Origin of the sequence: Janibacter hoylei PVAS-1, from assembly GCF_000297495.1 — a bacterium.
GTDB classification, from domain to species: Bacteria; Actinomycetota; Actinomycetes; order Actinomycetales; family Dermatophilaceae; genus Janibacter; species Janibacter hoylei.
This window is the reverse complement of the sequence record NZ_ALWX01000048.1, coordinates 1-21,202: the sequence shown is the minus strand read 5'-3', so window position 1 is coordinate 21,202 and position 21,202 is coordinate 1. Positions and strand designations below refer to the sequence as shown.

Below are 21,202 nucleotides of genomic sequence, written 5' to 3'. Positions count from 1 at the left end.
GTGCAGCCGGCCGCGGTGCACCCCCCCTTCGTCATGCCCGCACGGTGCGGGTGACGAGGTAGCTGCGGTCGCGGGCGAGGATCTCGGTGGGCCCGACCTCGCGCAGCCGCGGCAGGTAGGGCAGGTGCGCGTTGTAGACGAGCACGAGCTCGCCGCCCGGGACGAGGACCCGGCGGGCGTCGGCGATCATCCGCAGCGTGGGCGTGGAGTCCTTGGCGGTGCCGACGTGGAAGGGCGGGTTGCTGACGACCGTCGCGACCGAGGCGTCGGCGAGCTCGCTCAGCCCGTCGCTGCGGCGCACGTCCACCCGACCGGCCGTCGTCAGGCGGGCGGAGGCGACCGCCGCAGCGGAGACGTCGATCGCGACGACGTCGACGAAGCGGCGGGCCAGCACGGCGGCGAGCACCCCTGTGCCGCACCCGAGGTCGACGACGGTGCCGTCGGTGTCGGCGAGCCGGTCGAGCTGCCCGAGCAGGAGCCGGGTGCCCGCGTCGATGCGCGTGCCGGCGAAGGCGGCCCCGTGGGCGTGCACGGTGAGGTCGAGGTCGTCGTGGTGGCGGCGGCGCGGCCAGACCTGCTCGACCGGGCGCGGATCGGCGGCGTGGAGCACCCGGGACTTCTGCCGGCCCAGGCTCGCCCGCACCTGCTCGAAGCTCACACCGAGCACGTCGTTCATCGACGGCGTCATGTGCTTGACGCGCGCACCCGCGACGATGCGCACGTCCGGCGTGCCGAGCAGCGCTGCCGTGCGGGCGACCTCGTCGAGCGCGTCGAGGGAGGCCGGCAGCCGGAGGACGACGAGCGCGGCGCCGGTCAGTGCCCCGCCGAGTTCGGGCACGGTGGGGACGCTGGTGGCGGCCACCCGACGCTCGGCGAGCAGGCTGGTGCTGTGGGCCATCACCCGCTCCCCCGCGAGGTCGCGCAGGGCGCCGGCGAGCGCACCGGTGTCGTCGTCGACGACGGCGATGCGACCGTCCGGCAGGTCACCGAGCTCGTCGAGCAGCAGGCGGTCGACGGGGTCGGGCTCCATCAGTCGCGGCGGCCCTTGCGGTGCGGCTTTTTGTCGTAGGGCTTCTTGCCGTACGGCTTCTTGTCGTAGGAGCCGCCGTCACGCCGGCCACCCTCCCGTCGACCGCCACCACGCTCCTGCCACTCCCGCAGCTCGATGAGGCGCCCCGAGATGCGGGTGCGGCTAAGTCTGTCGGTCGTGCCCGGCGGCAGGGTCGCCGGCAGCTCGACGATGGAGAAGTCGCCCCGGATGTCGATGTGCCCGAAGTCTTGGCGGCGCAGGCCCCCTTCGTTGGCGAGGGCACCGACGATCTGGCGGGGCTCGACCTTGTGCCGCCGCCCCACGGCGATCCGGTAGGTGCCCATGGGGCCCAAGGAGCCGCGCGGGCCACGGTCACCGCGGCGGCTCCCTTCGCCATCGCGGTCACGGCGGGGGGCGCGGTCGTCCCGCTCACGGCGCGGCGGGCGCACCGGGTCGGGGTCGAGGAGCATCGGCTCGTCGCCCTGGAGGACGATGGCCAGCGCGGCCGCGACGTCCCCCCTCGGGCACGTCGTGCTCGCGCACGTAGTGGCCCACGACGTCGCGGAAGGTCGACAGGTCGGACGAGGCGAGCGCCGCGGTGATCCGGTCGTCGAAGCGCCCCAGCCGGCTGGCGTTGATGTCCTCAGCGCTCGGCATCGACATCTCGGTGAGGGTCGTGCGGGTCGCCTTCTCGATCGCCTTGAGCAGGTGGCGCTCACGCGGCGTGACGAAGGAGATCGCGTCGCCCGAGCGCCCCGCGCGGCCGGTGCGCCCGATCCGGTGGACGTAGGACTCGGTGTCGGTCGGGATGTCGTAGTTGACGACGTGGCTGATCCGCTCGACGTCGAGGCCGCGGGCGGCGACGTCGGTGGCGACGAGGATGTCGAGCTTGCCCGACTTGAGCTGCGCGACCGTCCGCTCCCGCTGTGCCTGCGCGACGTCGCCGTTGATCGCCGCGGCCGAAAATCCACGGGCCCGCAGCTTTTCGGCAAGCGTCTCGGTCTCGTTCTTGGTGCGGACGAAGACGATCATCGCCTCGAAGTTCTCCACCTCGAGGATGCGGGTGAGCGCCTCGACCTTTTGCGGGTAGGAGACGAAGAGGTGTCGCTGGGTGATGTTGGGCGCGGTCGTCGTCTTGCGCTCGACGGTGATCTCGAGGGCGTCGGTGAGGTACTTCTGCGAGATGCGGCGGATCTGCGCGGGCATGGTCGCGCTGAAGAGGGCGACGTGCTTGTCCTCGGGGGTCGCCGCGAGGATCGTCTCGACGTCCTCGGCGAAGCCCATCTTGAGCATCTCGTCGGCCTCGTCGAGGACGAGGAAGCGCAGCTGCGACAGGTCGAGCGTGCCCTTGTCGAGGTGGTCCATGATCCGCCCGGGCGTGCCCACGACGATGTGCACACCGCGACGCAGCGCGCTGAGCTGGACCCCGTAGCCCTGGCCGCCGTAGACCGGTAGGACGCGCACGCCGGTCATCCGGGCCGAGTACTTCTCGATCGCCTCGCAGACCTGCAGCGCGAGCTCGCGGGTCGGCGCGAGGATGAGCGCCTGTGGCGACTTCTGCTTGGGGTCGAGGCGGCTGAGGACCGGCAGCGCGAAGGCCGCGGTCTTGCCGGTGCCGGTCTGCGCCAGGCCCACGACGTGACGCCCGTCGAGCAGGGCCGGGATGGTCGCCGCCTGGATCGGCGAGGGCCGCTCGTAGCCGATGTCCTTGAGCGCGCGCACGACCCGGTCGTCGAGGCCGAGATCGGCGAAGGTCGGACCCTCGGGCTGCTCGCTCGCGGTGTCGGCCTCGGTCTGGTCAGGGGGCGTGCTGTCAGTGCTCACAGGACGACGGTAGTCGAGAGGCCGGGCTCAGCGACCGAGGACGAGGTCGACCGTGAGGTCGACGTGGCCGAGGTGCTGGTACAGCTCCTCGATGACGTGCAGGACGACGAAGCCCTGCGTCGTCGGCTCGGGGTCGCCCTCCTCCCAGCCGTCGGGACCACGCGGCGCTGCGCCGGCGTCGTAGTCGGCGAGGTCGTCGACCCAGCGCCGCCGCTGGGCTGCGACGAGCGCCTCGAGCTGGTCGATCGTGCCCATGGCGTTGAACTCCGCGGCCCGGTCACGTCGGATCTGCCGCCCCGCGATGGTCTCGCCGCCCCAGCGCTCCATGACGCCGCAGCAGTGGACGACGAGCGCGTAGACGCTGTTGGCGCCCTCGACGTCGGGCCGACCGCAGAGCAGCTCCTCTCCACCGGCATCGACGAGCTCGTCGGCTCGGGCGAGCAGCTTGGCCAGGGCCGTGTCGACGTACCACTGGGCGGTGGCGCGGTCGATGCCGCTCATCCGGCGGCGCGGCTCGTGTCCGCGGGGCCGTCCCCGGCGCCATCACCCTCGGCGAAGCGCGCCACGGCCCCGGTCTCGAGGAGCTCGGTGAACTCGTCCTCGGTGAGGATCGGGCGTCCGAGCTCGCGGGCCTTGGCCTCCTTGGAGCCGGCGTTGTCGCCGACGACGACCCAGTCGGTCTTCTTGCTCACCGAGCCCGAGGCCTTGCCGCCGCGCTCGAGGATGGCCTCCTTGGCGCTGTCGCGGGAGTAGCGCTCGAGCGAGCCGGTGACGACGACGGTCACGCCCTCGAGGGTCTGCCGGATCGACTCGTCGCGCTCGTCCTCCATGCGCACCCCGTCGGCGGCCCACTGGTCGACGATGCCGCGGTGCCAGTCGTTGCCCTCGCCGTCGAACCACTCGCGCACCGAGGCGGCGATCGTCGGCCCGACACCCTCGACGTCGGCCAGGGCCTCCTCGTCCGCCTCGCGGATCGCGGCCATCGAGCCGAAGTGCTGCGCCAGCGCCCGGGCCGCGGTCGGCCCGACGTGCCGGATCGACAGCGCGACGAGCACCCGCCACAGCGGCTGCTGCTTGGCCTGCTGGAGATTGTCGACGAGCTTGGCGCCGTTGGCCGACAGGACCCGACCGTCGTGGACGGCCTCCTCCGGGTCGGTCTTCTTCGCCGCCCGGGTGAAGAGCGGGACCCGCGCGACGTCCTGCGCCGTCAGGCCGAAGAGCCCGCCCTCGTCGGTGAGCACGCCGGAGTCGAGGAGCCCGACGGCGCCCTCCCACCCGAGCGCCTCGATGTCGAAGGCGCCCCGCCCGGCGAGCGACGACAGCCGCTCGCGCAGCTGGCTGGGGCAGGTGCGCGAGTTGGGGCAGCGGATGTCCTTGTCGCCCTCCTTCTGCGGGGCGAGCTTCGTGCCGCAGGCGGGGCAGTGCGTCGGCATGACGAACTCGCGCTCGCTGCCGTCGCGCAGCTCGACGACCGGACCGAGGATCTCGGGGATGACGTCGCCGGCCTTGCGCAGGACGACGGTGTCGCCGATGAGCACCCCCTTGCGCTTGACCTCGTGGCCGTTGTGCAGCGTCGCCATCGAGACGGTCGAGCCGGCGACGGTCACCGGCTCCATGACGCCGAAGGGGGTGACCCGCCCCGTGCGGCCGACGTTGACCTGGATGTCGAGGAGTCGGGTGTTGACCTCCTCGGGCGGGTACTTCCACGCGATGGCCCACCGCGGCGCCCGCGAGGTCGACCCTAGGCGCCGCTGCACGGCGATCTCGTCGACCTTGACGACCACGCCGTCGATCTCGTGGTCGTAGTCGTGGCGCTGCCGCTCGACGTCGGCGATGTAGTCGCGCACCTGCGTGATCGTGTCGAGCACGCGGTAGTGCCGCGAGGTCGGCAGCCCCCACGCGGCCATGAGCTCGTAGGCGTGGCTCTGGCTGTCGACGTCGAAGCCCTCGCGCCGCCCCATGCCGTGGACGAGCATGTGCAGGGAGCGGCGGGCCGTGACCCGGGGGTCCTTTTGTCGCAACGATCCCGCGGCGGAGTTGCGCGGGTTGGCGAAGGGGGCCTTGCCCGCCTCGACGAGGCCGGCGTTGAGCTCGGCGAAGTCCTCGAGGCGGAAGAAGACCTCCCCGCGGATCTCGACGAGGTCGGGCACGGGGTGCACGCTGTCGTCGAGCTGGGTCGGGATCCCCTCGATGGTGCGCACGTTGAGCGTGACGTCCTCGCCGGTGCGCCCGTCGCCGCGGGTCAGGGCCCGGGTGAGCTTGCCCCCTTCGTACAGGAGGTTGATCGCGACGCCGTCGATCTTCAGCTCGCACAGGTAGTGGAAGCCGCTGACCTCGGTCTCGACGCGCTGCGCCCACGCGAGCAGGTCGTCGCCCTCGAAGGCGTTGTCGAGGCTGAGCATGCGCTCGAGGTGGTCGACCGCGGTGAAGTCAGTGGAGAAGATCGCCCCGCCCACCTGCTGCGTCGGCGACTCGGGAGTGCGCAGGGAGGGGTGCGCCTCCTCGATCTCCTGCAGCCGCCGGATGAGCCGGTCGTACTCGGCATCACTGATCGTCGGCGCATCCTTGACGTGGTAGGCGAACTGGGCCGTCGTCGCCTGCTCAGCGAGGTCGGCCCACTCCTGTCGCAGCTCGTCGGGCACGTCGGCCGGCGTCTCCGGCTGGACCTGCTCCGTGGACTCGTCCTTCTCGGGGATCTCGCTCACCCGACCATCCTGCCGCACACCCCCGACACCCCTTCCCTCCACGCGGCCGACCGTGTTGGATGGGTCCATCCGAACCAGCATTCAGGAGTCGACGATGACGAACCTGGCGACGAACCTCGTCACCACTGCCCAGACCCACCCGGACAAGGTGGCCATCAAACTCGACGACGCGGAGTTGACGTGGTCACAGCTGCACGGCCTCGCGGCCAAGGCGGCTGGCTCCCTTCGCGCAGCCGGTCTCGAGCCCGGTGACCGGGTCTCGCTCATCCTGCCCAACGTCCCGGCCTTCCCCGTGCTCTTCTACGGCACCCTGCTCGCAGGCGGCGTCGTCGTCCCGATGAACCCGCTGCTCAAGGCCAACGAGATCGAGTACTTCTACACCGACTCCGGCGCGAAGTTCTCCTTCGTCTGGGGCGACTTCGCGCCCGAGGCGCAGGCGGGCGCCGAGGGCACGGACACGCAGGTGATCGTCTCCGGGCCGGTCGGCCCGGCCCCCGAGTCCCTCCCCGCGGGCGAGCCGATCACCACCCCCACCGAGCGCGCCGGCGACGACGACGCCGTCATCCTCTACACCTCCGGCACGACGGGACGGCCGAAGGGCGCCCAGCTCACCCACGACAACCTCAACCTCAACGCCCAGCGCTCGGCCGAGGACATCATCGGGATCCAGCCCGACGACGTCATCATGGGCTGCCTGCCGCTCTTCCACGTCTTCGGCCTGACCTGCGGACTCAACGCCGCGGTCCGCCAGGGCGCGACCCTGACCCTCATCCCCCGCTTCGACCCGGGCAAGGCGCTCGAGGTCATCGCCCGGGACAAGGTGACGATCTTCGAGGGCGTGCCGACGATGTATGGCGCGATGCTCCACCACCCGGCGGTCTCCGAGACCGACACCTCGAGCCTGCGCACCTGCGTCTCCGGTGGTTCCTCCCTGCCGGGCGAGACGCTGCGCGAGTTCGAGGAGACCTTCAAGGTCAGCCTGCTCGAGGGCTACGGCCTGTCCGAGACCTCGCCGGTCGCCTCCTTCAACATGCTCGACCAGCCGACCAAGCCCGGCACGATCGGCCGCGCGATCCCCGGCTGCGAGATGAAGCTCATCGGCGAGGACGGCCAGACGGTCGGCCCGGGTGAGGGCGTCGGCGAGATCGCGATCCGCGGTGACAACGTCATGAAGGGCTACTGGGGCAGGCCCGAGGCGACCGAGGCCGCGATCCCGGACGGGTGGTTCCGCACCGGTGACATTGCGAGCGTCGACGAGGACGGCTACTACACGATCGTCGACCGCAAGAAGGACCTCATCATCCGCGGCGGCATGAACATCTACCCGCGCGAGATCGAGGAGGTGCTCTACACCCACCCCGACGTCCTCGAGTGCGCGGTCGTCTCGGTGCCGCACCCCGAGCTCGGCGAGGACGTCGGCGCCGCGGTCTCGCTGCGCGAGGGTGCCTCGGGTGACCTCGAGGAGATCAAGCAGTACGTCAAGGACCGCGTCGCGGCCTACAAGTACCCGCGCACCATCTGGGTCCTCGACGAGCTGCCCAAGGGCCCGACGGGCAAGATCCTCAAGCGGGAGATCCACGCCCCGACCGCCTGAGCCCTCCCACCGCTCGACCCGCGGGCCAGGACCGCCTGAACTGGCCGGGTCTTCCCGGCCGCGCGCGTGCTTCCCGGCCACCTGCCGAAGGGAGTGACTCAGCCGGCGGCGAGGTCGGTCAGGGCCGAGGCGAGGTCCGTCGTGGTCCGCAGCGCTGCCACGGCGGACGAAGGGGAGGCCCCCGCCAGCCCGCAGGTCGGCGTGACGACGACGTCGGCGAGCGCGGAGACCGGCAGGCCGATCCGCTGCCAGGCCCCGACGAGCCGATCGCGCGCCGTGCGCCAGTCACCGCCGCTCGTCGGCACGGCGCCGGCCCAGAGGGTCACGCCCGCCTCGACGGCCTCCGCGACCTGCTCCCACCGGGCACCGTCGAGCAGCGAGGTGTCGAGCGAGATGCCACGGGCACCGCTCTCCCGCAGCAGCTGGACCGGCACCTCGCCGGCGCAGCAGTGCACGAGCGTCGTCCGCTCCCCTGCCGCGTCGAGCACCTCGCGCAGACCGTCACGGACCTCCGACCGGTCGACCGAGCGCAGCGTGCCGTAGCCCGAGGCGGTCGGCAGCCGCCCCTCGAGCACGGCGGGCAGAGCCGGCTCGTCGACCTGCACGACGACCTCGGCGCCGGACACGAGGCGCTCGACGTCAGCGATGTGCGCACGCAGGCCCTCCGCGAGCGACCCGACGAGGTCGCGCCGCGCACCGTGGTCGGCCACGGCGCGCTCGCCGCGCGGGAGCTCGATCGTCGCACCGAGCGTCCACGGCCCGGTGACCTGGACCTTGAGCGGGCCGGACCAGCCGTCGTAGGCCTCGGCGAGCTCGTCGAGGTCCTCGCGCAGGAGGGCGCGGGCCCTCCCTTCGTCGTGGCCGGGACGGCCCGCGAAGCGCCACCCGTAGGGCTGGGTCTCGACGTGCAGTCCCGCGAGCAGGCCCGCCGCGCGCCCGACCATGTCGGCACCGACCCCACGACCGGGCAGCTCGGGCAGGTGCGGGATGCCGTCGCCGAGCAGGTCGCGGACGGCGACGACGGCCTCGCGCGATCGCGTGCCGGGCCACGACCCGACACCGGACGCGCGGGTCACGCGCTCGCCCTCGCAGCTCGCCCGGCGCGCGCGATGGTGCCCGAGCCGACGACGCGGGTGCCGTCGTAGAGGACGATCGACTGACCGGGGGCAGCGCCGCGCACGGCCTCGTCGAGGTGGACCACGAGGCGCAGGCCCCCTTCGGCGGTCGCATCGGTGACCACCTCGGCGGTGGCGGCGATCTCCTCGCCGTGGGCCCGGATCTGCGCGCCGAGCCGGTGCCGCCCCTGCGCCGCCGGCCCGCACCAGCGCACGTGGTCGGCCTCGATCTCGTCGGTGCCGAGCAGGTCCGAGGTGCCGATGAAGACCCGGTTGGACGCGGCCTCGACCCGGGTGACGTATCGCGGCTGCCCGTCGAGGTCGGATCGGTCCAGGCCGAGCCCGCGGCGCTGGCCGACGGTGAAGCCGTAGGCGCCGCGGTGCTGACCGACGACCTCGCCGGAGCCCTCGTCGACGATCTCGCCCGGCTGCTCACCGAGCCGCTGGGTCAGCCAGCCGCGGGTGTCGCCGTCGGAGATGAAGCAGATGTCGTGGCTGTCCGGCTTCTTGGCCACGGCGAAGCCGCGCGCGGCCGCCTCCTCGCGGATCTGCGGCTTCGTCGTGTCGCCGAGGGGGAAGAAGGCGCGCGCCAGCTGCTCCTCGTCGAGCACGCCGAGCACGTAGGACTGGTCCTTGGCGGCGTCGACCGCACGGTGCAGCTCGCGCCCGTGGGGGCCGTCGACGATCTGCGCGTAGTGCCCGGTCGCCACGGCGTCGAAGCCGAGCGCCAGCGCCTTGTCGAGGAGCGCGGCGAACTTGATCTTCTCGTTGCACCGCAGGCAGGGGTTGGGGGTGCGGCCTGCCTCGTACTCGGCGACGAAGTCCTCGACGACGTCCCGGGCGAAGGGGGTGGCCATGTCCCAGACGTAGAAGGGGATGCCCAGTCGGTCGGCGACCCGCCGGGCGTCGCCGGCGTCCTCGATGGTGCAGCAGCCGCGGGCGCCCTCGCGCAGCGTCTTGGCGTTCTTGGCCAGGGCGAGGTGGACTCCGACGACGTCGTGGCCGGCCTCGATCATCCGGGAGGCGGCGACCGCCGAGTCGACGCCCCCGCTCATCGCTGCGACGACGCGCATCAGGCTGCCCCGCTCGCCCGCCGGGCTCGCTCGACCGCCTCGGGCAGCGCCGCGAGGACGGCATCGACGTCGGCCTCGGTGGAGGTCCAGCCGAAGGACACCCGCAGCGAGCCGCGCGCCTCTTCCTCGGAGCGGCCCATCGCGAGCACGACGTGGGAGGGCTGCGGGATGCCGGCCTGGCAGGCCGAGCCCGTCGAGACCGCGACGCCCGCGGCGTCGAGCAGGTAGAGCATCGAGTCGCCCTCGCACCCGGGGATGGTGATGTGGGCATTGCCCGGCAGACGATTCGACACGTCGCCGGGCGTCCAGCAGCCGGTGATCCTGATGTCGAGGTCGAGGGCCTGGGTGCCGGCGAGGAAGCGGTCGCGCAGGACGCCGACGCGGGCGGCCTCGGCCTCGCGGCGCTCGACCGCCTCGGTGAGCGCGACGGCGAAGCCGCGGATGGCCGGCACGTCGAGCGTGCCGGACCGCACCCCGCGCTCCTGCCCGCCACCGTGGCTCAGGGCGACGAGCCGGGCGTCGCGCTTGGCGACGAGCGCCCCGATGCCGAGCGGTCCGCCGAACTTGTGCGCGCTGATGCTCATGAGGTCGACGCCGCTCTCGGCGAAGTCGACCGCCAGGTGGCCGGCAGCCTGGACGGCATCGGTGTGGAAGGCCAGCCCGTGCTCGTGGGAGATCGCGGCCATCGTGGCGACGTCCTGGACGGTGCCGACCTCGTTGTTGGCCCACATGACCGAGACGAGCCCGACGCTCGCGGGGTCCTCCTCGATCGCGGCCCGGACCGCGTCGGGCTGCACCGCGCCGCACTCCCCCCGGAGCGACGAAGGTCGCCTGCGCGCCCTCGTGCTCGACCGCGTGGTCGACGACGTCGAGGACGGCGTGGTGCTCGACACCGCTGACGACGACGCGAGAGCGAAGGGGGTCCGCCGCACGTGCCGCACGGAGCGAGCCGGTGATGGCGAGGTTGTCCGCCTCGGTGCCTCCGGAGGTGAAGACGATCTCGCTCGGACGGGCGCCGAGGGCCGCGGCGATGCGCTCACGCGACTCCTCGACGACCCGGCGGGCGTCGCGGCCGGGCCCGTGGAGGCTGGAGGCGTTGCCGGTGAGCGCGAGCTGCTCGACCATCGCCTCCCGGGCAGCGGGAGTCATCGGCGTGGTCGCCGCGTGGTCGAGGTAGGTGGTCATCGGATGAAGTCTACGAGGTGACTGCGGCGGCGATCCGGCGGCGATCCGGCGGCGATCCGGCGGCGATCCGCCGAGCGATGGTTGTGTGTTGAACCGGTAGTCCTGGGCGCCGGCGACGCTCCTCAGCGCGCGCCGGCCCGCAGGGCTACCAGTTGCACACACAACCTTGGGCTCGCTCGGGCCGAGGCCAGCGCGCCCTCGCGTTCGGCGGCCGCGATGTGCGCGCCACGCTCCTGCCGGGCGACCCCGAGACCCGCGAGCGCGACCCCGCCGACGATCCAGCAGGCGAGGACGACGAGGTGGGAGGTCGCGCCGCCCCCGACGAAGAGCATGGTGAGCGCGCCGATGCCGATGCCCGGGGTGCCGAGTAGCGGCCGGGGGTCGGGGCGGGCACGCTCTACCGCCACTTCCCCACCGGGCAGCTCGCCCTGGTACTGGACGAGCCTGCCCGTCGGCCTCCTGCTCGGCTGGGCCTGGGTGCGGTGGGAGCGCCACTACCGCGACACCGGCCGCAGCCCTATGGTCGACTTGGCGATCTTTGCGATCCCGAGCTTCACCCGCGGCAGCACCATCGCGCTGCTGTACTTCCTCGGCATGACGAGCGTGTGGGTCCTCGTCGCCCTCTACCTGCAGATCGGTACCGGCAAGAGCGACCTGCAGACGGCGCTCGTCGGCGTCCCCGCGGCCCTCACTGCCGCCGTCGCCGCCAGCTGGGCGGCTCGACGGGTCGACCGCCGGGGGCGGCAGCTCGTCATCGGCGTCATCGTGCTCGTCGCACTCGTCTTCGCGGTCCGCGACCGGCGCGAGGCCCCCGCTGACTGAGGCACTGCCGCTCAGGCGTGCTCCATCGAGTCGCAGGTGCGCTCCCGCAGGTCCGCGGTCTCGAGCTGGACCGTCGCGTGGTCGAAGGAGACGGGGAAGTGCTCGCACAGGCACTGCCGGATCTCCTCGAGGATCTGGGGCGCGTGCCCCGACTCGAAGCACCCGTCGTCGATGACGACGTGGGCGGAGATGACGGGCAGGCCGGTGCCGATCATCGACGCGTGCAGGTCGTGCACCTCACGCACGTGGTCGAGCTCGAGGACGTGGGCGCGCACGACGTCCAGGTCGACGTCCTCGGGGGCGAACTCCATGAGCACCCGCACCGTCTCGCGCAGGAGGGTGACGGCACGCGGCACGATGAGCGCCACGATGAAGAGACCGGCGATGCTGTCAGCCCGGGTGAAACCGGTCGTCGTGATGACGACGGCCGCCACGATGACGCCGAGCGACCCGAGCGCGTCATTGACAACCTCGAGGAAGGCGGCCCGCATGTTGAGGTTGGCCCCGCGCCCGGTCGACAGGACCGCGATGGCGACGAGGTTGGCGAGCAGACCGAGCATCCCGAAGACGAGCAGCTGCGGCCCCGGCACTTCGCTCGGCTCGACGAGGCGACGCACCCCTTCGATCGCCGCGTAGCCGCCGACGAGGACGAGCAGGCAGGCCTGCCCGAGGGCCGCGATGACCTCGATCCGCAAGAAGCCCCAGGTCCGCCGGGGGCTCGCCGGACGCAGCACCATCGTCGCCGCGACCACCGCGACGAGCAGGCCGGCGGAGTCGGCGAGCGCGTGCGCGGTGTCGGTGAGCAACGCGAGGCTGCCGGTGACGAGGGCCCCGATCGCCTGGGCCACGACGACGAGGGCCGTGATCGCGAAGGCCATGGCCAGCCGGTTGCGCAGCCCACGGTCCGGTGTGGCCGAGGTGGGGGCGTGCGAGTGTCCGTGCCCGCCGCTCATGCCGGCTCCTCGACGAGGTCGTCCGCGCTGCGGAGCAGCGCGTCGAGACGGTCGGGCCGACGAAGGGAGAACCAGCTGGCCCTCCCTTCGGCACGCACCGTCACGAGACCGGCGTCGCGCAGGCAGGCGAGGTGGACGCTGACGGTGGACTGTGCCAGCCCCATGTGGTCGACGAGGTCGCGCACCCGGTGCTCTCCGCTGCGCAGGTGCTCCAGCAGTGCGAGCCGGGTCGGCTCGGAGAGTGCGTGGAAGACGAGCGCCCGTCCATTCATCGTCATGTGACGATGATATACCACAGCGGCGATCCGTTGGAGGGCGCTGCCGTCCTGACATGATGCCCACATGCACCTGGCTCGCCGGATCTTCCTCGCGGAGCTCGACTCCGTGGCCATGCGCCGCCTCCACGACGACAGCACCGACCCGACGCGAGCCATGGCCCGAGTCGTCGGCGCCCTCCGCGTCGCGCACCTCATCGGCGGCGAGATCCTCGTCACCGACTCGATGCTTTTGGACAGCCGGTTCTTCACCACCGTCGGGCCCCGGGACCTGGCCACCCTCCTCGGGTCACCGCCGGGCGACCTCCCGCTCACCGTCCTCGTCAACGGCCCGACGGTCGGCGACGCCCTCGAGGACAAGCTGGCGCGGGGGCAGGGATTTCGGTGGCAGCTGGCCGGCCAGCACCAGCGCGAGGGCTGGGTCACGCCGGAGATCCGCTCGGCATGGGACGAGTGGGTCCGCGCCGCGGAGCGCGGCGCCATCCGGACCGAGCCGATGCTGACCCACCTCGACGGACGGCCCAAGGGTCCCTTCGAGATCGACGTCGACCTGTCGTCGGACCACGAGTCCGAGCACGTGGAGGCCCTCCTCGCAGCCGCCGGTCGCCGTGACCGGTCAGGCGTCTACGCGGCCTACGCCGCCGCGGTCGCCGACGACGCCGCACCGCAGGAACTCACGGAGCTCAAGCGTCTGCGCGACGAGCACGACGGCGCCTACTTCACGGCGATGGCCCGCCAGCACGACGCCGACTGGGTCACCTTCGCCACCACCGCGGCAACAGCCACCCACGCTCCCGGCCGCACCGCCCTGTCGGTCTCCGGCCAGCTGCTCGAGCTCGCGGTGGAGGCACCGCCTGCCGTCTTCGCCCACCTCCTCCACGCCACCCGGGAGGAGCGCGCCAAGCTCCAGGCCAGCCCGAGCCGCCACCGCCTCCGGGCACTGGCCTTCTGCGCGGATGCGGCGACGAGGACAGCCTCGATCTACGCCGAGACGATCCGCGTGGCGCGGGCCCTCTTCCTCGCGTTCGTCGCCGTCGTGCTCGCCGTGCCACCCGTGGGCGCCGCCGTGGGGCGTCTGGCGTGGCTCGCCTTCGGGATCGCCGCGCTCCTCGCGATGCCGTGGGACACCATCAAGAGTGCTTGGGACCTGCGCCCCTCCGCCCTCGACGGCAAGCTGTCGGTGGGTGGACGATGACCGCCTTCCGACACGTCTGGAGCCAGACGAGCCCCGATCTGCGCGTCGAGGCGGCCGACGTGACCCGTGGTGACCGCGCGTGGACCCAGACGCGCGTGGTCGTGGGCGCCGGCCGCGCGGGTGTCGTCGTCGTCCCCGTCCACGGTGAGCAGATCGGCTTCGTCCGGCTCTGGCGCCCGTGCGTCGACGAGGTGCGGCTCGAGCTGCCGCGCGGCTTCGGGGAGTCGCCCGACCCCGAGCTCGATGCCCGCAGGGAGCTCCTCGAGGAGACCGGTCTCGACGCCACCCACGTCACGCGTCTGGCGACCTTCGACCTCGACACCGGGCTGGTGCCCACCCCGATCATCGCCTTCGCCGCACAGCTCGACAGCCGACGACCGACCCGCACCCCCGACGGCGAGACCGACGACCTCGTGTGGGTCGACGCCACCTCGCTCTCCCGACTCGTCGCCGAGGGCACCCTCCGGGACGGGATCACGCTGGCCGCGCTGGCTGCCTGGTGGGCATCCCCGAGTAGGACGCCCGCCCGCCACGCGAACGCGTGACGGGCGTGCCGGTGAGGGTCCAGGAAACCTCGCACATTCGAGGTGCACGAGGAGGTCGCCAACACTGCCACGGCGAGCCCTCAGTCCCTCTGGTGCAGATCTGCAGCGAGGGCATCGACCTGGGTAGCGATGTCATCGCGGATCAGAGCCATGCGCTCGCGCCCCCTCGATGCCGCGGGTGGATGGTTCGTCGGTGATCCACCGGTCGACCTGTGCGCTGCCCGGCTGGTCGATGTGCGCCTCGTCGCCGAGGATGATGACGCGCTGGACGGAGTCGAGGAGAGCGGGGTCGATGGGCTTGGGGTGCTCACCAGTGACGCTGGCCCCGACTTCCTCGAGCGAGGCGACGGACTGCGTGTTGAGCTTGTCCCCGGGGTGGGTGCCGGCGGAGTACACGTCGACGGCGTCGCCGTGGCGTTGACGCATGAGGGCGGCGGCCATCTGGGACTTGCCGCCGTTCTTGACGCAGACGAAGAGCACGGAGGGGCGGGTGCTCACGAGCTGGCCTCGACCGTCTCGATCCCGAGGGAGTCGAGGAGTTCGCTGACCCGCGCTCGAATGTTGTCGCGGATCGGCCGGACGGCCTCGACTCCCTGCCCGGCCGGGTCATCGAGGGTCCAGTCCTCGTAGCGCTTGCCGGGGAAGATCGGGCAGGTGTCGCCGCAGCCCATGGTGATGACGACGTCGGAGGCCTCGACGGCTTCGGTCGTGAGGATCTTGGGCGTCTCCGCTGACAGGTCGATGCCCTCCTCGAGCATTGCTTCTCGCACGGCGGGGTTGATCGTGTCGGCAGGTGCAGATCCGGCTGATCTCACCTCGACGGCGCCACCGGAGAGGGTGCGCGTGTAGGCGGCGGCCATCTGGGACCGCCCGGCGTTGTGGACGCAGACATAGAGGACTGAGGGCTGGTCGGTCATGTGGGGCTCCAGGCGTGTGGGGAGGGGTCAGGCGAGGACGTCACGAAGGAGGCGGGTCACACGCTGCTGAATGTCATCCCGGATGTCCCGCACGACGTCGAGTGGTTGGCCGTCGGGGTCGGCGACGTCCCAGTCCTCGTAGCGCTTGCCGGGAAAGACCGGGCAGGCGTCGCCGCAGCCCATGGTGACGATGACGTCTGCTGCCTGGACGGCGCTGTGGGTCAATGGCTTGGGGTATGGCGCGCTGAGCGGGATGCCACGCTCAGCCAGGGCGTCGAGGACGGTGGGGTTGACCGTGTCCACGGGTTCGGACCCGGCTGAGCGCACGTGGACCTTGCGGGCAGACAGGTGCTCGGTCAGGGCGGCCGCCATCTGGGACCGCCCGGCGTTGTGCACGCAGACGAAGAGGATCTCGGGGACTTGCTTGGCGACTCTCCCTTCAGCCTGGGCCACGGTCATGAGCTGCTCGCGGGCCTGCTTCGCGACGAAGATCGGCAGGTACTGCGTGATCGTGGCGCGCGGCTCGAGCAGGGCGCGGGCCTCGTGCACGACTGTGGCGATGGTCTCGGGTGAGAAGACCCCGTCGTAGGCGTAGGTCAGGTCGTCGATGAGTCGGTCGTACGTGTCGGGCGTGTGGGGTGCGGTACTCACGTGCGGTCCTCTGCTCTGATGCGAGATGGTGCCACGGCTGACGAAGGGCGGGGGAATCGTCGACGCAGGCCAAGGCTGACGTAGACGAGGCCGACGAGGACCGGCACCTCGATGAGGGGTCCGACGACGCCTGCGAGGGCCTGGCCGGAGGTGACGCCGAAGGTCGCGATGGCGACGGCGATGGCCAGCTCGAAGTTGTTGCCCGCCGCGGTGAAGGCGAGCGTGGTGGTGCGTTCGTAGGTCATCCCGAGTACGCGACCGGTGAGGTATCCGGCGCCCCACATCAGGGCGAAGTAGGCCAGGAGGGGCACCGCGATGCGGGCGACGTCCAGTGGGCGCGAGGTGATGGCGTCGCCTGCAGGCGGAAGAGGACGACGATGGTGAAGAGCAGGCCGTAGAGCGCCCACGGGCTGATCTTCGGCAGGAAGGTGCCCTCGTATGCCTGCCGGCCCCAGCGCCGCTCGCCGATGCGCCGGGAGAGGTACCCGGCGAGCAGGGGGACCCCGAGGAAGATCAGGACCGACACGGCGATCTGGCCGAACGAGACGTCCAGCGTGCTTTGCTCCAGGCCCAACCAGCCAGGCAGCACCGAAAGGTAGAACCACCCGAGGCCCGCAAAGGCGATGACCTGGAAGATCGAGTTGAGCGCGACGAGCACGGCAGCCGCTTCACGGTCCCCGCAGGCCAGGTCGTTCCAGATGATCACCATGGCGATGCACCGGGCGAGGCCTACGATGATCAGACCGGTCCGGTACTCCGGCAGGTCGGGCAGGAAGGCCCACGCCAGGGCGAACATCAGCGCCGGCCCGACGATCCAGTTGAGCACGAGGGAGGACCCGAGCAGGCTGCGGTCACGGGTGACCGAATCAAGGCGGTCGTACCTGACCTTGGCCAGCGGCGGGTACATCATGACGAGCAGGCCGAGGGCGATCGGCAGCGAGATGCCATGCAGCTGCACAGCGTCCAGCGCGGACCCCAGACCAGGCACCCCACGGCCGAGCACGAGCCCGGCGACCATGGCGATGCCGATCCACACGGGCAGGTAGCGATCCAGCATCGCCAGGCGCGCGGGCGCGCGCTCGGTGGCCACTTCAGACATCGTCACGCCCGGCTCCCCTGCGGGGCGCAGCACGGCGAGGACTGCTCGAGGACGGGCAGGGACGCGGTGGCCAGCTGTGCATTCGCCGGGTTGTCGTCCTTGACGACGTAGACCTCCCACGGAGCGCCGGCCGGGTCGTGGACCCACACCTTGTCCTGGAGCGCATAGCAGCACGTCGTGTCGTCCTCGTCGAAGGTCGCCAGCCCGCCATCCGCGAGCCGGGCGCGCGCCTCGCTGACCTGCTCGGCGCGGTCAACCTCGACACCGAGGTGGTTCAGCGCACCGCGCGGCCCACTCTCGCGGGTCGCCTCGTCGGTCTCGATGAGCACGAGCTTGAGCGACGGCTCGGTGATCGCGAAGTTGGCGTAGCCGGGCCGGCGCTTGTGCGGCTCGACACCGAAGAGCGTGGAGTAGAAGGCGATGGACGCCTCGAGGTCGACGACATTGAGAGCGATCTGGACGCGGCTCACGTGGGGTTCCTCCATCGGGTCATATCGACGTGTGTCGATACGTCAACCTTGGCACTGCGCATCGACGCGTGTCAATATGGGGCCATGTCGATCGCCCCCTCTACCGACGGACGCACCCTCCTCAGCCAGGCGGTGGAGCGGTGCTGCGCCACCGAGGGCAGCGCACCGATCACGCGCGAGGACGCCGAGGTGGTGGCCCGGCTGCTCAAGGCGGTCGCCGACCCCGTCCGGCTGCAGATCCTGGGCATCGTGCGCTGCTCCCCCGGTCAGGAAGTGTGCGCCTGCGACCTACCGGAGCCCCTCGGCCTGGCCCAGCCCACGGTGAGTCACCACCTCAAGGTGCTCGTCGACGCCGGGCTGCTGACACGGGAGCGTCGCGGGCAGTGGGCCTGGTTCACCCTGGCGCCTGACCGGCTCGCCCTGGCGCGTCAGGTCCTCGACGCCTGAGCTGCCCGGGCCGACCCTCCCGCGACGACGCACGCCCCGCCACGCTGGTGCGTGACGGGGCGTGCGGGCGCGGGTCTCAGCCGACCGAGACGTGCACGTGGTCGAAGTGGTTCTGCGTGGGGTCGCCGCGGTCCTCCATCGGCTTCCAGCTACCGCCGGGCATCCAGATGCGCTGCTTCCAGATGATGTACTTGATGTTGAGCTGGCCGGCATTGGCCTGCAGCCACGAGGCGACCTGGTCGCCGCGGCTGCCGGTGACCATGATGTCGACCGCGTTGCCGCTGCCGTGGTCACCGGGGTCGCCGGCGCGGTAGCCGCCGATGTTGGTCATGTCGGGGAACTGGGTGCGCACGGCCGAGTAGACCTTCTGTGCGTTGGGGCCGAGGCCGAGGGCGGCGCCCTGCGAGGCGTAGTTGCCCGTGGCGACCGATCCGCTCGACTGCTCCGACACCGAGGACTGCGACTGCGAGGACTGCGACGACTCGGCTTCCTGCTTCGGAGCGCTGCGGGTGTCCGAGCTGCGGGAGGTCTGCGTCTGCTCGCGCTCGGCACCGCTGTCGGCCTCGTCCGTCTGCTCCTGCTCGACGGGCTTGGGCTTCGGCTTGGGCTTGACGACGGGGTCGATGCCGAGAGCGCCGGAGTCCTCGTGGGCGTCGGCGGCCGTGCTGCCGGTGGGCGCGGTGATCGCCGCAGTGGTCCGGGAGGCCGAGCGGGAGGCCGTCGGGTCGCCTGCACGCTCGCCCAGGAGCTCCGCGGCGGTCGTGTCCACGCTCTCGACGGCAGCGACGTCCGTGCCGGACTGGCTGCCGACGGCGGAGGTCGGCGCGATGACGAAGGCGCCGGAGCCCAGGACGATGCCGACGCCGGCGACGGTCTTGGCTGCCGCACGGGCTCCGTGGGCGCCGGCGGACGAGGGGAGTGCACCGAGACGGGACAGGGGGCTGGGACGACGACTGCCGTGCCGACCGACGTAACGGGACGTGCTCACGCGAGACCTCAAAGCTTGGGACAACAGGGACGGCCTCACGGCCACGAGACACCATAGCCACTCCCCGTCCCAAAGTCACGTTTTGGTAAAGGGGACCTTGCTCACCCCGTCCGGGGCGGGGCCGGTACCGCCGCGTGACGCGCCGACACGACGAAGGGCGCCGCCCCCGGTGCGGGGAGCGGCGCCCTTCGTCAGGCGTGACCGAGGGTCACTTGCCCTTGACGGCCTCCGTGGCCTGGGGCAGGACGGTGAAGAGGTCACCGACGACACCGAAGTCGACGAGCTCGAAGATCGGGGCCTCCTCGTCCTTGTTGATCGCGACGATCGTCTTGGACGTCTGCATGCCGGCGCGGTGCTGGATGGCACCGGAGATGCCCGCCGCGACGTACAGCTGCGGCGAGACCTGCTTGCCGGTCTGGCCGACCTGCGAGCTGTGCGGGTACCAACCGGCGTCGACCGCGGCGCGCGAGGCACCGACGGCGGCACCGAGGGCGTCCGCGAAGGTCTCGACCGGCGAGAAGTCGCCACCGGTGCCGCGACCACCGGAGACGACGATCGCCGCCTCGGTGAGCTCGGGACGACCGGAGGCCTTCTTCGGCTCGGACGCGGTGACCTTGGCGGCCTTGGCGCCGTCGGAGATGCTCACGGAGAGCTCCTCGAAGGCACCGGCACCGTTGGCCTGCTCCGGCGCGGCGGAGTTGGGCTTGACGCAGATGATCGGCGTGCCCTTGGTGACCTTGGCCTGGACCGTGTAGCTGCCGGCGAAGACGGACTGGGTCGTGACCGGCCCCTCCTGCACGTCGACGGCGTCGGTGATCAGACCGGAGTCGGTCTTGACCGCGAGGCGGGCACCGATCTCCTTGCCGGCGGCATTGCTCGGGATGAGCACGGCCGCCGGGGACTTCTCCTGCACCAGCTGCGCGAGGACCTCGGCCTGGGGGGCGACGAGGTGCTCGAGGGCGGCCGGGTCGGAGACGGCGTAGATCTTCTCGGCGCCGTAGCGCGCGAGCAGGTCCTTGGCGGTCTCGGCGCCGGGGCCGATGAAGACGGCGGAGGGCTCACCCAGGCGGCGGGCGATGGTCAGCATCTCCGCGGCGGGCTTCTTCACCTCACCGTTTGCGTGGTCGACGAGGACGAGGACTTCAGCCATGTCTATTGCTCCTTCGTGTCCGGGTCGTCGATCAGACGAACTTGTTGGTGGTCAGGAACTCGGCGAGCTTGGTGCCGCCGTCACCCTCGTCGGTGACGATCGTGCCCTGCTCGCGCGGGGGACGCTTGGTCGTCGACTCGACGGCCGTGGCCGCGTTGGCGAGGCCGACCTGGCCGGCGTCGACGCCGAGGTCGGAGAGGCTCCACTCCTCGACCGGCTTCTTCTTCGCGGCCATGATCCCCTTGAAGGAGGGGTAGCGCGGCTCGTTGATCTGGTCGGTGACCGAGATGAGCGCCGGGAGGGAGGCCTCGATGGTCTCGCTCGCGGTGTCACCGTCACGGCGCATCTTGGCGACCCCACCGTCGACGGTCAGCTCGGAGGCGTAGGTGACCTGCGGCAGGCCGAGACGCTCGGCGAGCATCGCCGGGACGACACCCATGGTGCCGTCGGTCGAGGCCATGCCGGTGAGGACAATGTCCGGGGTGCCGATCTTCTTGATGGCCTCGGCGAGGACGAGCGAGGTCGCGAGGGCGTCGGAGCCGGCGATCGCGTCGTCGGAGACGTGGACGCCCTTGTCGGCACCCATCTGGAGGGACTTCTTGACGGCCTCGGCGGCGTCGGCGGGGCCGATGGTCAGGACGGTGACCTCGCCCTCACCGGCCTCGACGATCTGGAGGGCCTGCTCGACGGCGTACTCGTCGAGCTCGGACAGCAGACCTTCCACGCCTTCGCGGTCGGTCGTGTTGTCCTCGTTGAATCCGCGGTCGGACTGTGCGTCCGGAACGTACTTCACGCAGACGACGATGTTCATCGGCGAATCGTCCTCTTCCTGGGTGAGGGGGCTGGGTACCGGGCTGATCCTCTCAGCAGCCGCGCAGGATGTGCCCGAACTGTGGGGAGGCTCCCAGTCCGCCCACGCTATCCAGCGGGAGCCGCGACCTCCAACGCGGGTGAGGGTGCCCTTCACCACACCACCCTTCGAGGCGGTCGCTGCGCGACCTTCCTCAGGGAGCGGGAAGGGGTACGCGGCGGTCGCTGCGCGACCTTCCTCAGGGAGCGGGAAGGGGTACGCGGCCGTCGCTGCGCGACCTTCCTCAGGGAGCGGGAAGGGGTACGCGGCCGTCGCTGCGCGACCTTCCTCAGGGAGCGGGAAGGGGTGCGCGG

At 71.5% G+C, this 21,202-nt stretch carries 21 protein-coding genes and 3 pseudogenes; 5 read left to right on the top strand and 19 right to left on the bottom strand.

Annotation, left to right across the window (positions count from 1 at the left end; all coding sequences use genetic code 11):
* Positions 1 to 31 precede the first annotated feature (31 nt).
* The 4 genes and pseudogenes from B277_RS10655 to ligA form a co-directional block, all read right to left on the bottom strand.
* The gene (locus B277_RS10655; RefSeq protein WP_007928094.1) at positions 32 to 1,030 is read right to left on the bottom strand and encodes a class I SAM-dependent methyltransferase; all 999 of its coding nucleotides are present in this window, start codon (positions 1,028 to 1,030) and stop codon (positions 32 to 34) included.
* Positions 1,030 to 2,854 (bottom strand): annotated as a pseudogene (locus tag B277_RS10650) (DEAD/DEAH box helicase). The gene B277_RS10655 and the pseudogene B277_RS10650 overlap by 1 nt, the downstream one beginning before the upstream one ends.
* A gap of 27 nt (positions 2,855 to 2,881) precedes the next feature.
* Positions 2,882 to 3,355: a mycothiol transferase gene (locus B277_RS10645; RefSeq protein WP_007928093.1), complete on the bottom strand. Its 474-nt coding sequence runs from the start codon at positions 3,353 to 3,355 to the stop codon at positions 2,882 to 2,884.
* Entirely contained in the window at positions 3,352 to 5,628 is a 2,277-nt protein-coding gene (ligA, locus tag B277_RS10640) for an NAD-dependent DNA ligase LigA (protein WP_083853738.1), read from the bottom strand. The genes B277_RS10645 and ligA overlap by 4 nt, the downstream gene beginning before the upstream one ends.
* Positions 5,629 to 5,653: 25 nt before the next feature.
* Between ligA and B277_RS10635 the strand changes: the two genes are divergently transcribed.
* Complete coding sequence (locus tag B277_RS10635; RefSeq protein WP_007928091.1) at positions 5,654 to 7,153, top strand: long-chain-fatty-acid--CoA ligase; 1,500 nt, start codon at positions 5,654 to 5,656, stop codon at positions 7,151 to 7,153.
* A gap of 98 nt (positions 7,154 to 7,251) precedes the next feature.
* On the opposite strand, the gene B277_RS10630 is transcribed toward B277_RS10635, so the two are convergent.
* The 5 genes and pseudogenes from B277_RS10630 to B277_RS10615 all read right to left on the bottom strand — a co-directional run bounded on the left by B277_RS10630 (position 7,252) and on the right by B277_RS10615 (position 10,933).
* Positions 7,252 to 8,229, bottom strand: coding sequence for a uroporphyrinogen decarboxylase/cobalamine-independent methonine synthase family protein (locus B277_RS10630; RefSeq protein WP_007928090.1), 978 nt, complete (start codon positions 8,227 to 8,229; stop codon positions 7,252 to 7,254).
* Complete coding sequence (gene mnmA, locus B277_RS10625) at positions 8,226 to 9,341, bottom strand: tRNA 2-thiouridine(34) synthase MnmA (protein WP_007928089.1); 1,116 nt, start codon at positions 9,339 to 9,341, stop codon at positions 8,226 to 8,228. Before mnmA ends, B277_RS10630 begins: the two co-directional genes overlap by 4 nt.
* Positions 9,341 to 10,138, bottom strand: coding sequence for a cysteine desulfurase family protein (locus B277_RS10620; protein ID WP_007928088.1), 798 nt, complete (start codon positions 10,136 to 10,138; stop codon positions 9,341 to 9,343). The genes mnmA and B277_RS10620 overlap by 1 nt, the downstream gene beginning before the upstream one ends.
* An 82-nt stretch (positions 10,139 to 10,220) precedes the next feature.
* A pseudogene (locus B277_RS19955) lies at positions 10,221 to 10,466 on the bottom strand (aminotransferase class V-fold PLP-dependent enzyme); the annotation flags it as partial.
* Between the two features lie 182 nt (positions 10,467 to 10,648).
* Positions 10,649 to 10,933, bottom strand: coding sequence for a hypothetical protein (locus tag B277_RS10615; protein WP_007928085.1), 285 nt, complete (start codon positions 10,931 to 10,933; stop codon positions 10,649 to 10,651).
* Between the two features lie 121 nt (positions 10,934 to 11,054).
* Here B277_RS10615 and B277_RS10610 point away from each other — a divergent pair, with 121 nt between their 5' ends.
* Positions 11,055 to 11,348: an MFS transporter gene (locus B277_RS10610; protein ID WP_128277425.1), complete on the top strand. Its 294-nt coding sequence runs from the start codon at positions 11,055 to 11,057 to the stop codon at positions 11,346 to 11,348.
* Between the two features lie 11 nt (positions 11,349 to 11,359).
* Here the strand turns inward: B277_RS10610 and B277_RS10605 are convergent, their stop codons facing one another.
* Entirely contained in the window at positions 11,360 to 12,301 is a 942-nt protein-coding gene (locus tag B277_RS10605; protein WP_007928076.1) for a cation diffusion facilitator family transporter, read from the bottom strand.
* Positions 12,298 to 12,579, bottom strand: a complete 282-nt coding sequence (locus B277_RS10600; protein WP_007928075.1) for an ArsR/SmtB family transcription factor — start codon at positions 12,577 to 12,579, stop codon at positions 12,298 to 12,300. Before B277_RS10600 ends, B277_RS10605 begins: the two co-directional genes overlap by 4 nt.
* Positions 12,580 to 12,643: 64 nt before the next feature.
* Between B277_RS10600 and B277_RS10595 the strand changes: the two genes are divergently transcribed.
* Both B277_RS10595 and B277_RS16045 read left to right on the top strand, forming a co-directional pair.
* Positions 12,644 to 13,771, top strand: coding sequence for a hypothetical protein (locus tag B277_RS10595; RefSeq protein ID WP_007928074.1), 1,128 nt, complete (start codon positions 12,644 to 12,646; stop codon positions 13,769 to 13,771).
* Entirely contained in the window at positions 13,768 to 14,316 is a 549-nt protein-coding gene (locus B277_RS16045) for an NUDIX hydrolase (RefSeq protein ID WP_007928073.1), read from the top strand. Before B277_RS10595 ends, B277_RS16045 begins: the two co-directional genes overlap by 4 nt.
* A gap of 132 nt (positions 14,317 to 14,448) precedes the next feature.
* Here B277_RS16045 and B277_RS10585 read toward each other — a convergent pair whose 3' ends face one another.
* The 5 genes and pseudogenes from B277_RS10585 to B277_RS10565 form a co-directional block, all read right to left on the bottom strand.
* Positions 14,449 to 14,814 (bottom strand): arsenate-mycothiol transferase ArsC, encoded by a 366-nt coding sequence (locus B277_RS10585; protein ID WP_007928072.1) that lies wholly within the window; start codon positions 14,812 to 14,814, stop codon positions 14,449 to 14,451.
* Positions 14,811 to 15,233 carry an arsenate reductase ArsC gene (locus tag B277_RS10580; protein ID WP_007928071.1) on the bottom strand — a complete coding sequence of 141 codons (423 nt, stop codon included), beginning with the start codon at positions 15,231 to 15,233 and terminating at the stop codon, positions 14,811 to 14,813. The genes B277_RS10585 and B277_RS10580 overlap by 4 nt, the downstream gene beginning before the upstream one ends.
* A 27-nt stretch (positions 15,234 to 15,260) precedes the next feature.
* Positions 15,261 to 15,884: an arsenate reductase ArsC gene (locus B277_RS10575; RefSeq protein WP_007928070.1), complete on the bottom strand. Its 624-nt coding sequence runs from the start codon at positions 15,882 to 15,884 to the stop codon at positions 15,261 to 15,263.
* A pseudogene (gene arsB / locus B277_RS10570) lies at positions 15,881 to 16,983 on the bottom strand (ACR3 family arsenite efflux transporter). Before arsB ends, B277_RS10575 begins: the two are co-directional and overlap by 4 nt.
* 2 nt (positions 16,984 to 16,985) lie before the next feature.
* Positions 16,986 to 17,453 (bottom strand): ArsI/CadI family heavy metal resistance metalloenzyme, encoded by a 468-nt coding sequence (locus tag B277_RS10565; protein ID WP_083853739.1) that lies wholly within the window; start codon positions 17,451 to 17,453, stop codon positions 16,986 to 16,988.
* Between the two features lie 84 nt (positions 17,454 to 17,537).
* Here B277_RS10565 and B277_RS10560 point away from each other — a divergent pair, with 84 nt between their 5' ends.
* Positions 17,538 to 17,900 (top strand): ArsR/SmtB family transcription factor, encoded by a 363-nt coding sequence (locus tag B277_RS10560; protein ID WP_007928061.1) that lies wholly within the window; start codon positions 17,538 to 17,540, stop codon positions 17,898 to 17,900.
* A 76-nt stretch (positions 17,901 to 17,976) separates the two neighbouring features.
* Here B277_RS10560 and B277_RS19115 read toward each other — a convergent pair whose 3' ends face one another.
* The 3 genes from B277_RS19115 to B277_RS10545 all read right to left on the bottom strand — a co-directional run bounded on the left by B277_RS19115 (position 17,977) and on the right by B277_RS10545 (position 20,849).
* Positions 17,977 to 18,888, bottom strand: a complete 912-nt coding sequence (locus B277_RS19115; protein WP_007928060.1) for a VldE C-terminal domain-containing protein — start codon at positions 18,886 to 18,888, stop codon at positions 17,977 to 17,979.
* 208 nt (positions 18,889 to 19,096) lie between these two features.
* Positions 19,097 to 20,038, bottom strand: coding sequence for an electron transfer flavoprotein subunit alpha/FixB family protein (locus B277_RS10550; RefSeq protein WP_007928058.1), 942 nt, complete (start codon positions 20,036 to 20,038; stop codon positions 19,097 to 19,099).
* 31 nt (positions 20,039 to 20,069) lie between these two features.
* Entirely contained in the window at positions 20,070 to 20,849 is a 780-nt protein-coding gene (locus B277_RS10545) for an electron transfer flavoprotein subunit beta/FixA family protein (protein WP_007928056.1), read from the bottom strand.
* Positions 20,850 to 21,202: the final 353 nt, after the last annotated feature.

Excerpts from the sequence above, each read along its gene's own strand:
- mnmA (WP_007928089.1), bottom strand. The coding sequence starts at position 9,341 with ATGCGCGTCGTCGCAGCGATGAGCGGGGGCGTCGACTCGGCGGTCGCC.
- B277_RS10550 (WP_007928058.1), bottom strand. The coding sequence starts at position 20,038 with ATGGCTGAAGTCCTCGTCCTCGTCGACCACGCAAACGGTGAGGTGAAG.
- B277_RS10645 (WP_007928093.1), bottom strand. The coding sequence starts at position 3,355 with ATGAGCGGCATCGACCGCGCCACCGCCCAGTGGTACGTCGACACGGCC.
- B277_RS10560 (WP_007928061.1), top strand. The coding sequence starts at position 17,538 with ATGTCGATCGCCCCCTCTACCGACGGACGCACCCTCCTCAGCCAGGCG.
- B277_RS10600 (WP_007928075.1), bottom strand. The coding sequence starts at position 12,579 with ATGACGATGAATGGACGGGCGCTCGTCTTCCACGCACTCTCCGAGCCG.
- B277_RS10545 (WP_007928056.1), bottom strand. The coding sequence starts at position 20,849 with ATGAACATCGTCGTCTGCGTGAAGTACGTTCCGGACGCACAGTCCGAC.
- ligA (WP_083853738.1), bottom strand. The coding sequence starts at position 5,628 with ATGGACCCATCCAACACGGTCGGCCGCGTGGAGGGAAGGGGTGTCGGG.
- B277_RS10595 (WP_007928074.1), top strand. The coding sequence starts at position 12,644 with ATGCACCTGGCTCGCCGGATCTTCCTCGCGGAGCTCGACTCCGTGGCC.
- B277_RS10635 (WP_007928091.1), top strand. The coding sequence starts at position 5,654 with ATGACGAACCTGGCGACGAACCTCGTCACCACTGCCCAGACCCACCCG.
- B277_RS10580 (WP_007928071.1), bottom strand. The coding sequence starts at position 15,233 with ATGACCGACCAGCCCTCAGTCCTCTATGTCTGCGTCCACAACGCCGGG.
- B277_RS10605 (WP_007928076.1), bottom strand. The coding sequence starts at position 12,301 with ATGAGCGGCGGGCACGGACACTCGCACGCCCCCACCTCGGCCACACCG.
- B277_RS16045 (WP_007928073.1), top strand. The coding sequence starts at position 13,768 with ATGACCGCCTTCCGACACGTCTGGAGCCAGACGAGCCCCGATCTGCGC.
- B277_RS10655 (WP_007928094.1), bottom strand. The coding sequence starts at position 1,030 with ATGGAGCCCGACCCCGTCGACCGCCTGCTGCTCGACGAGCTCGGTGAC.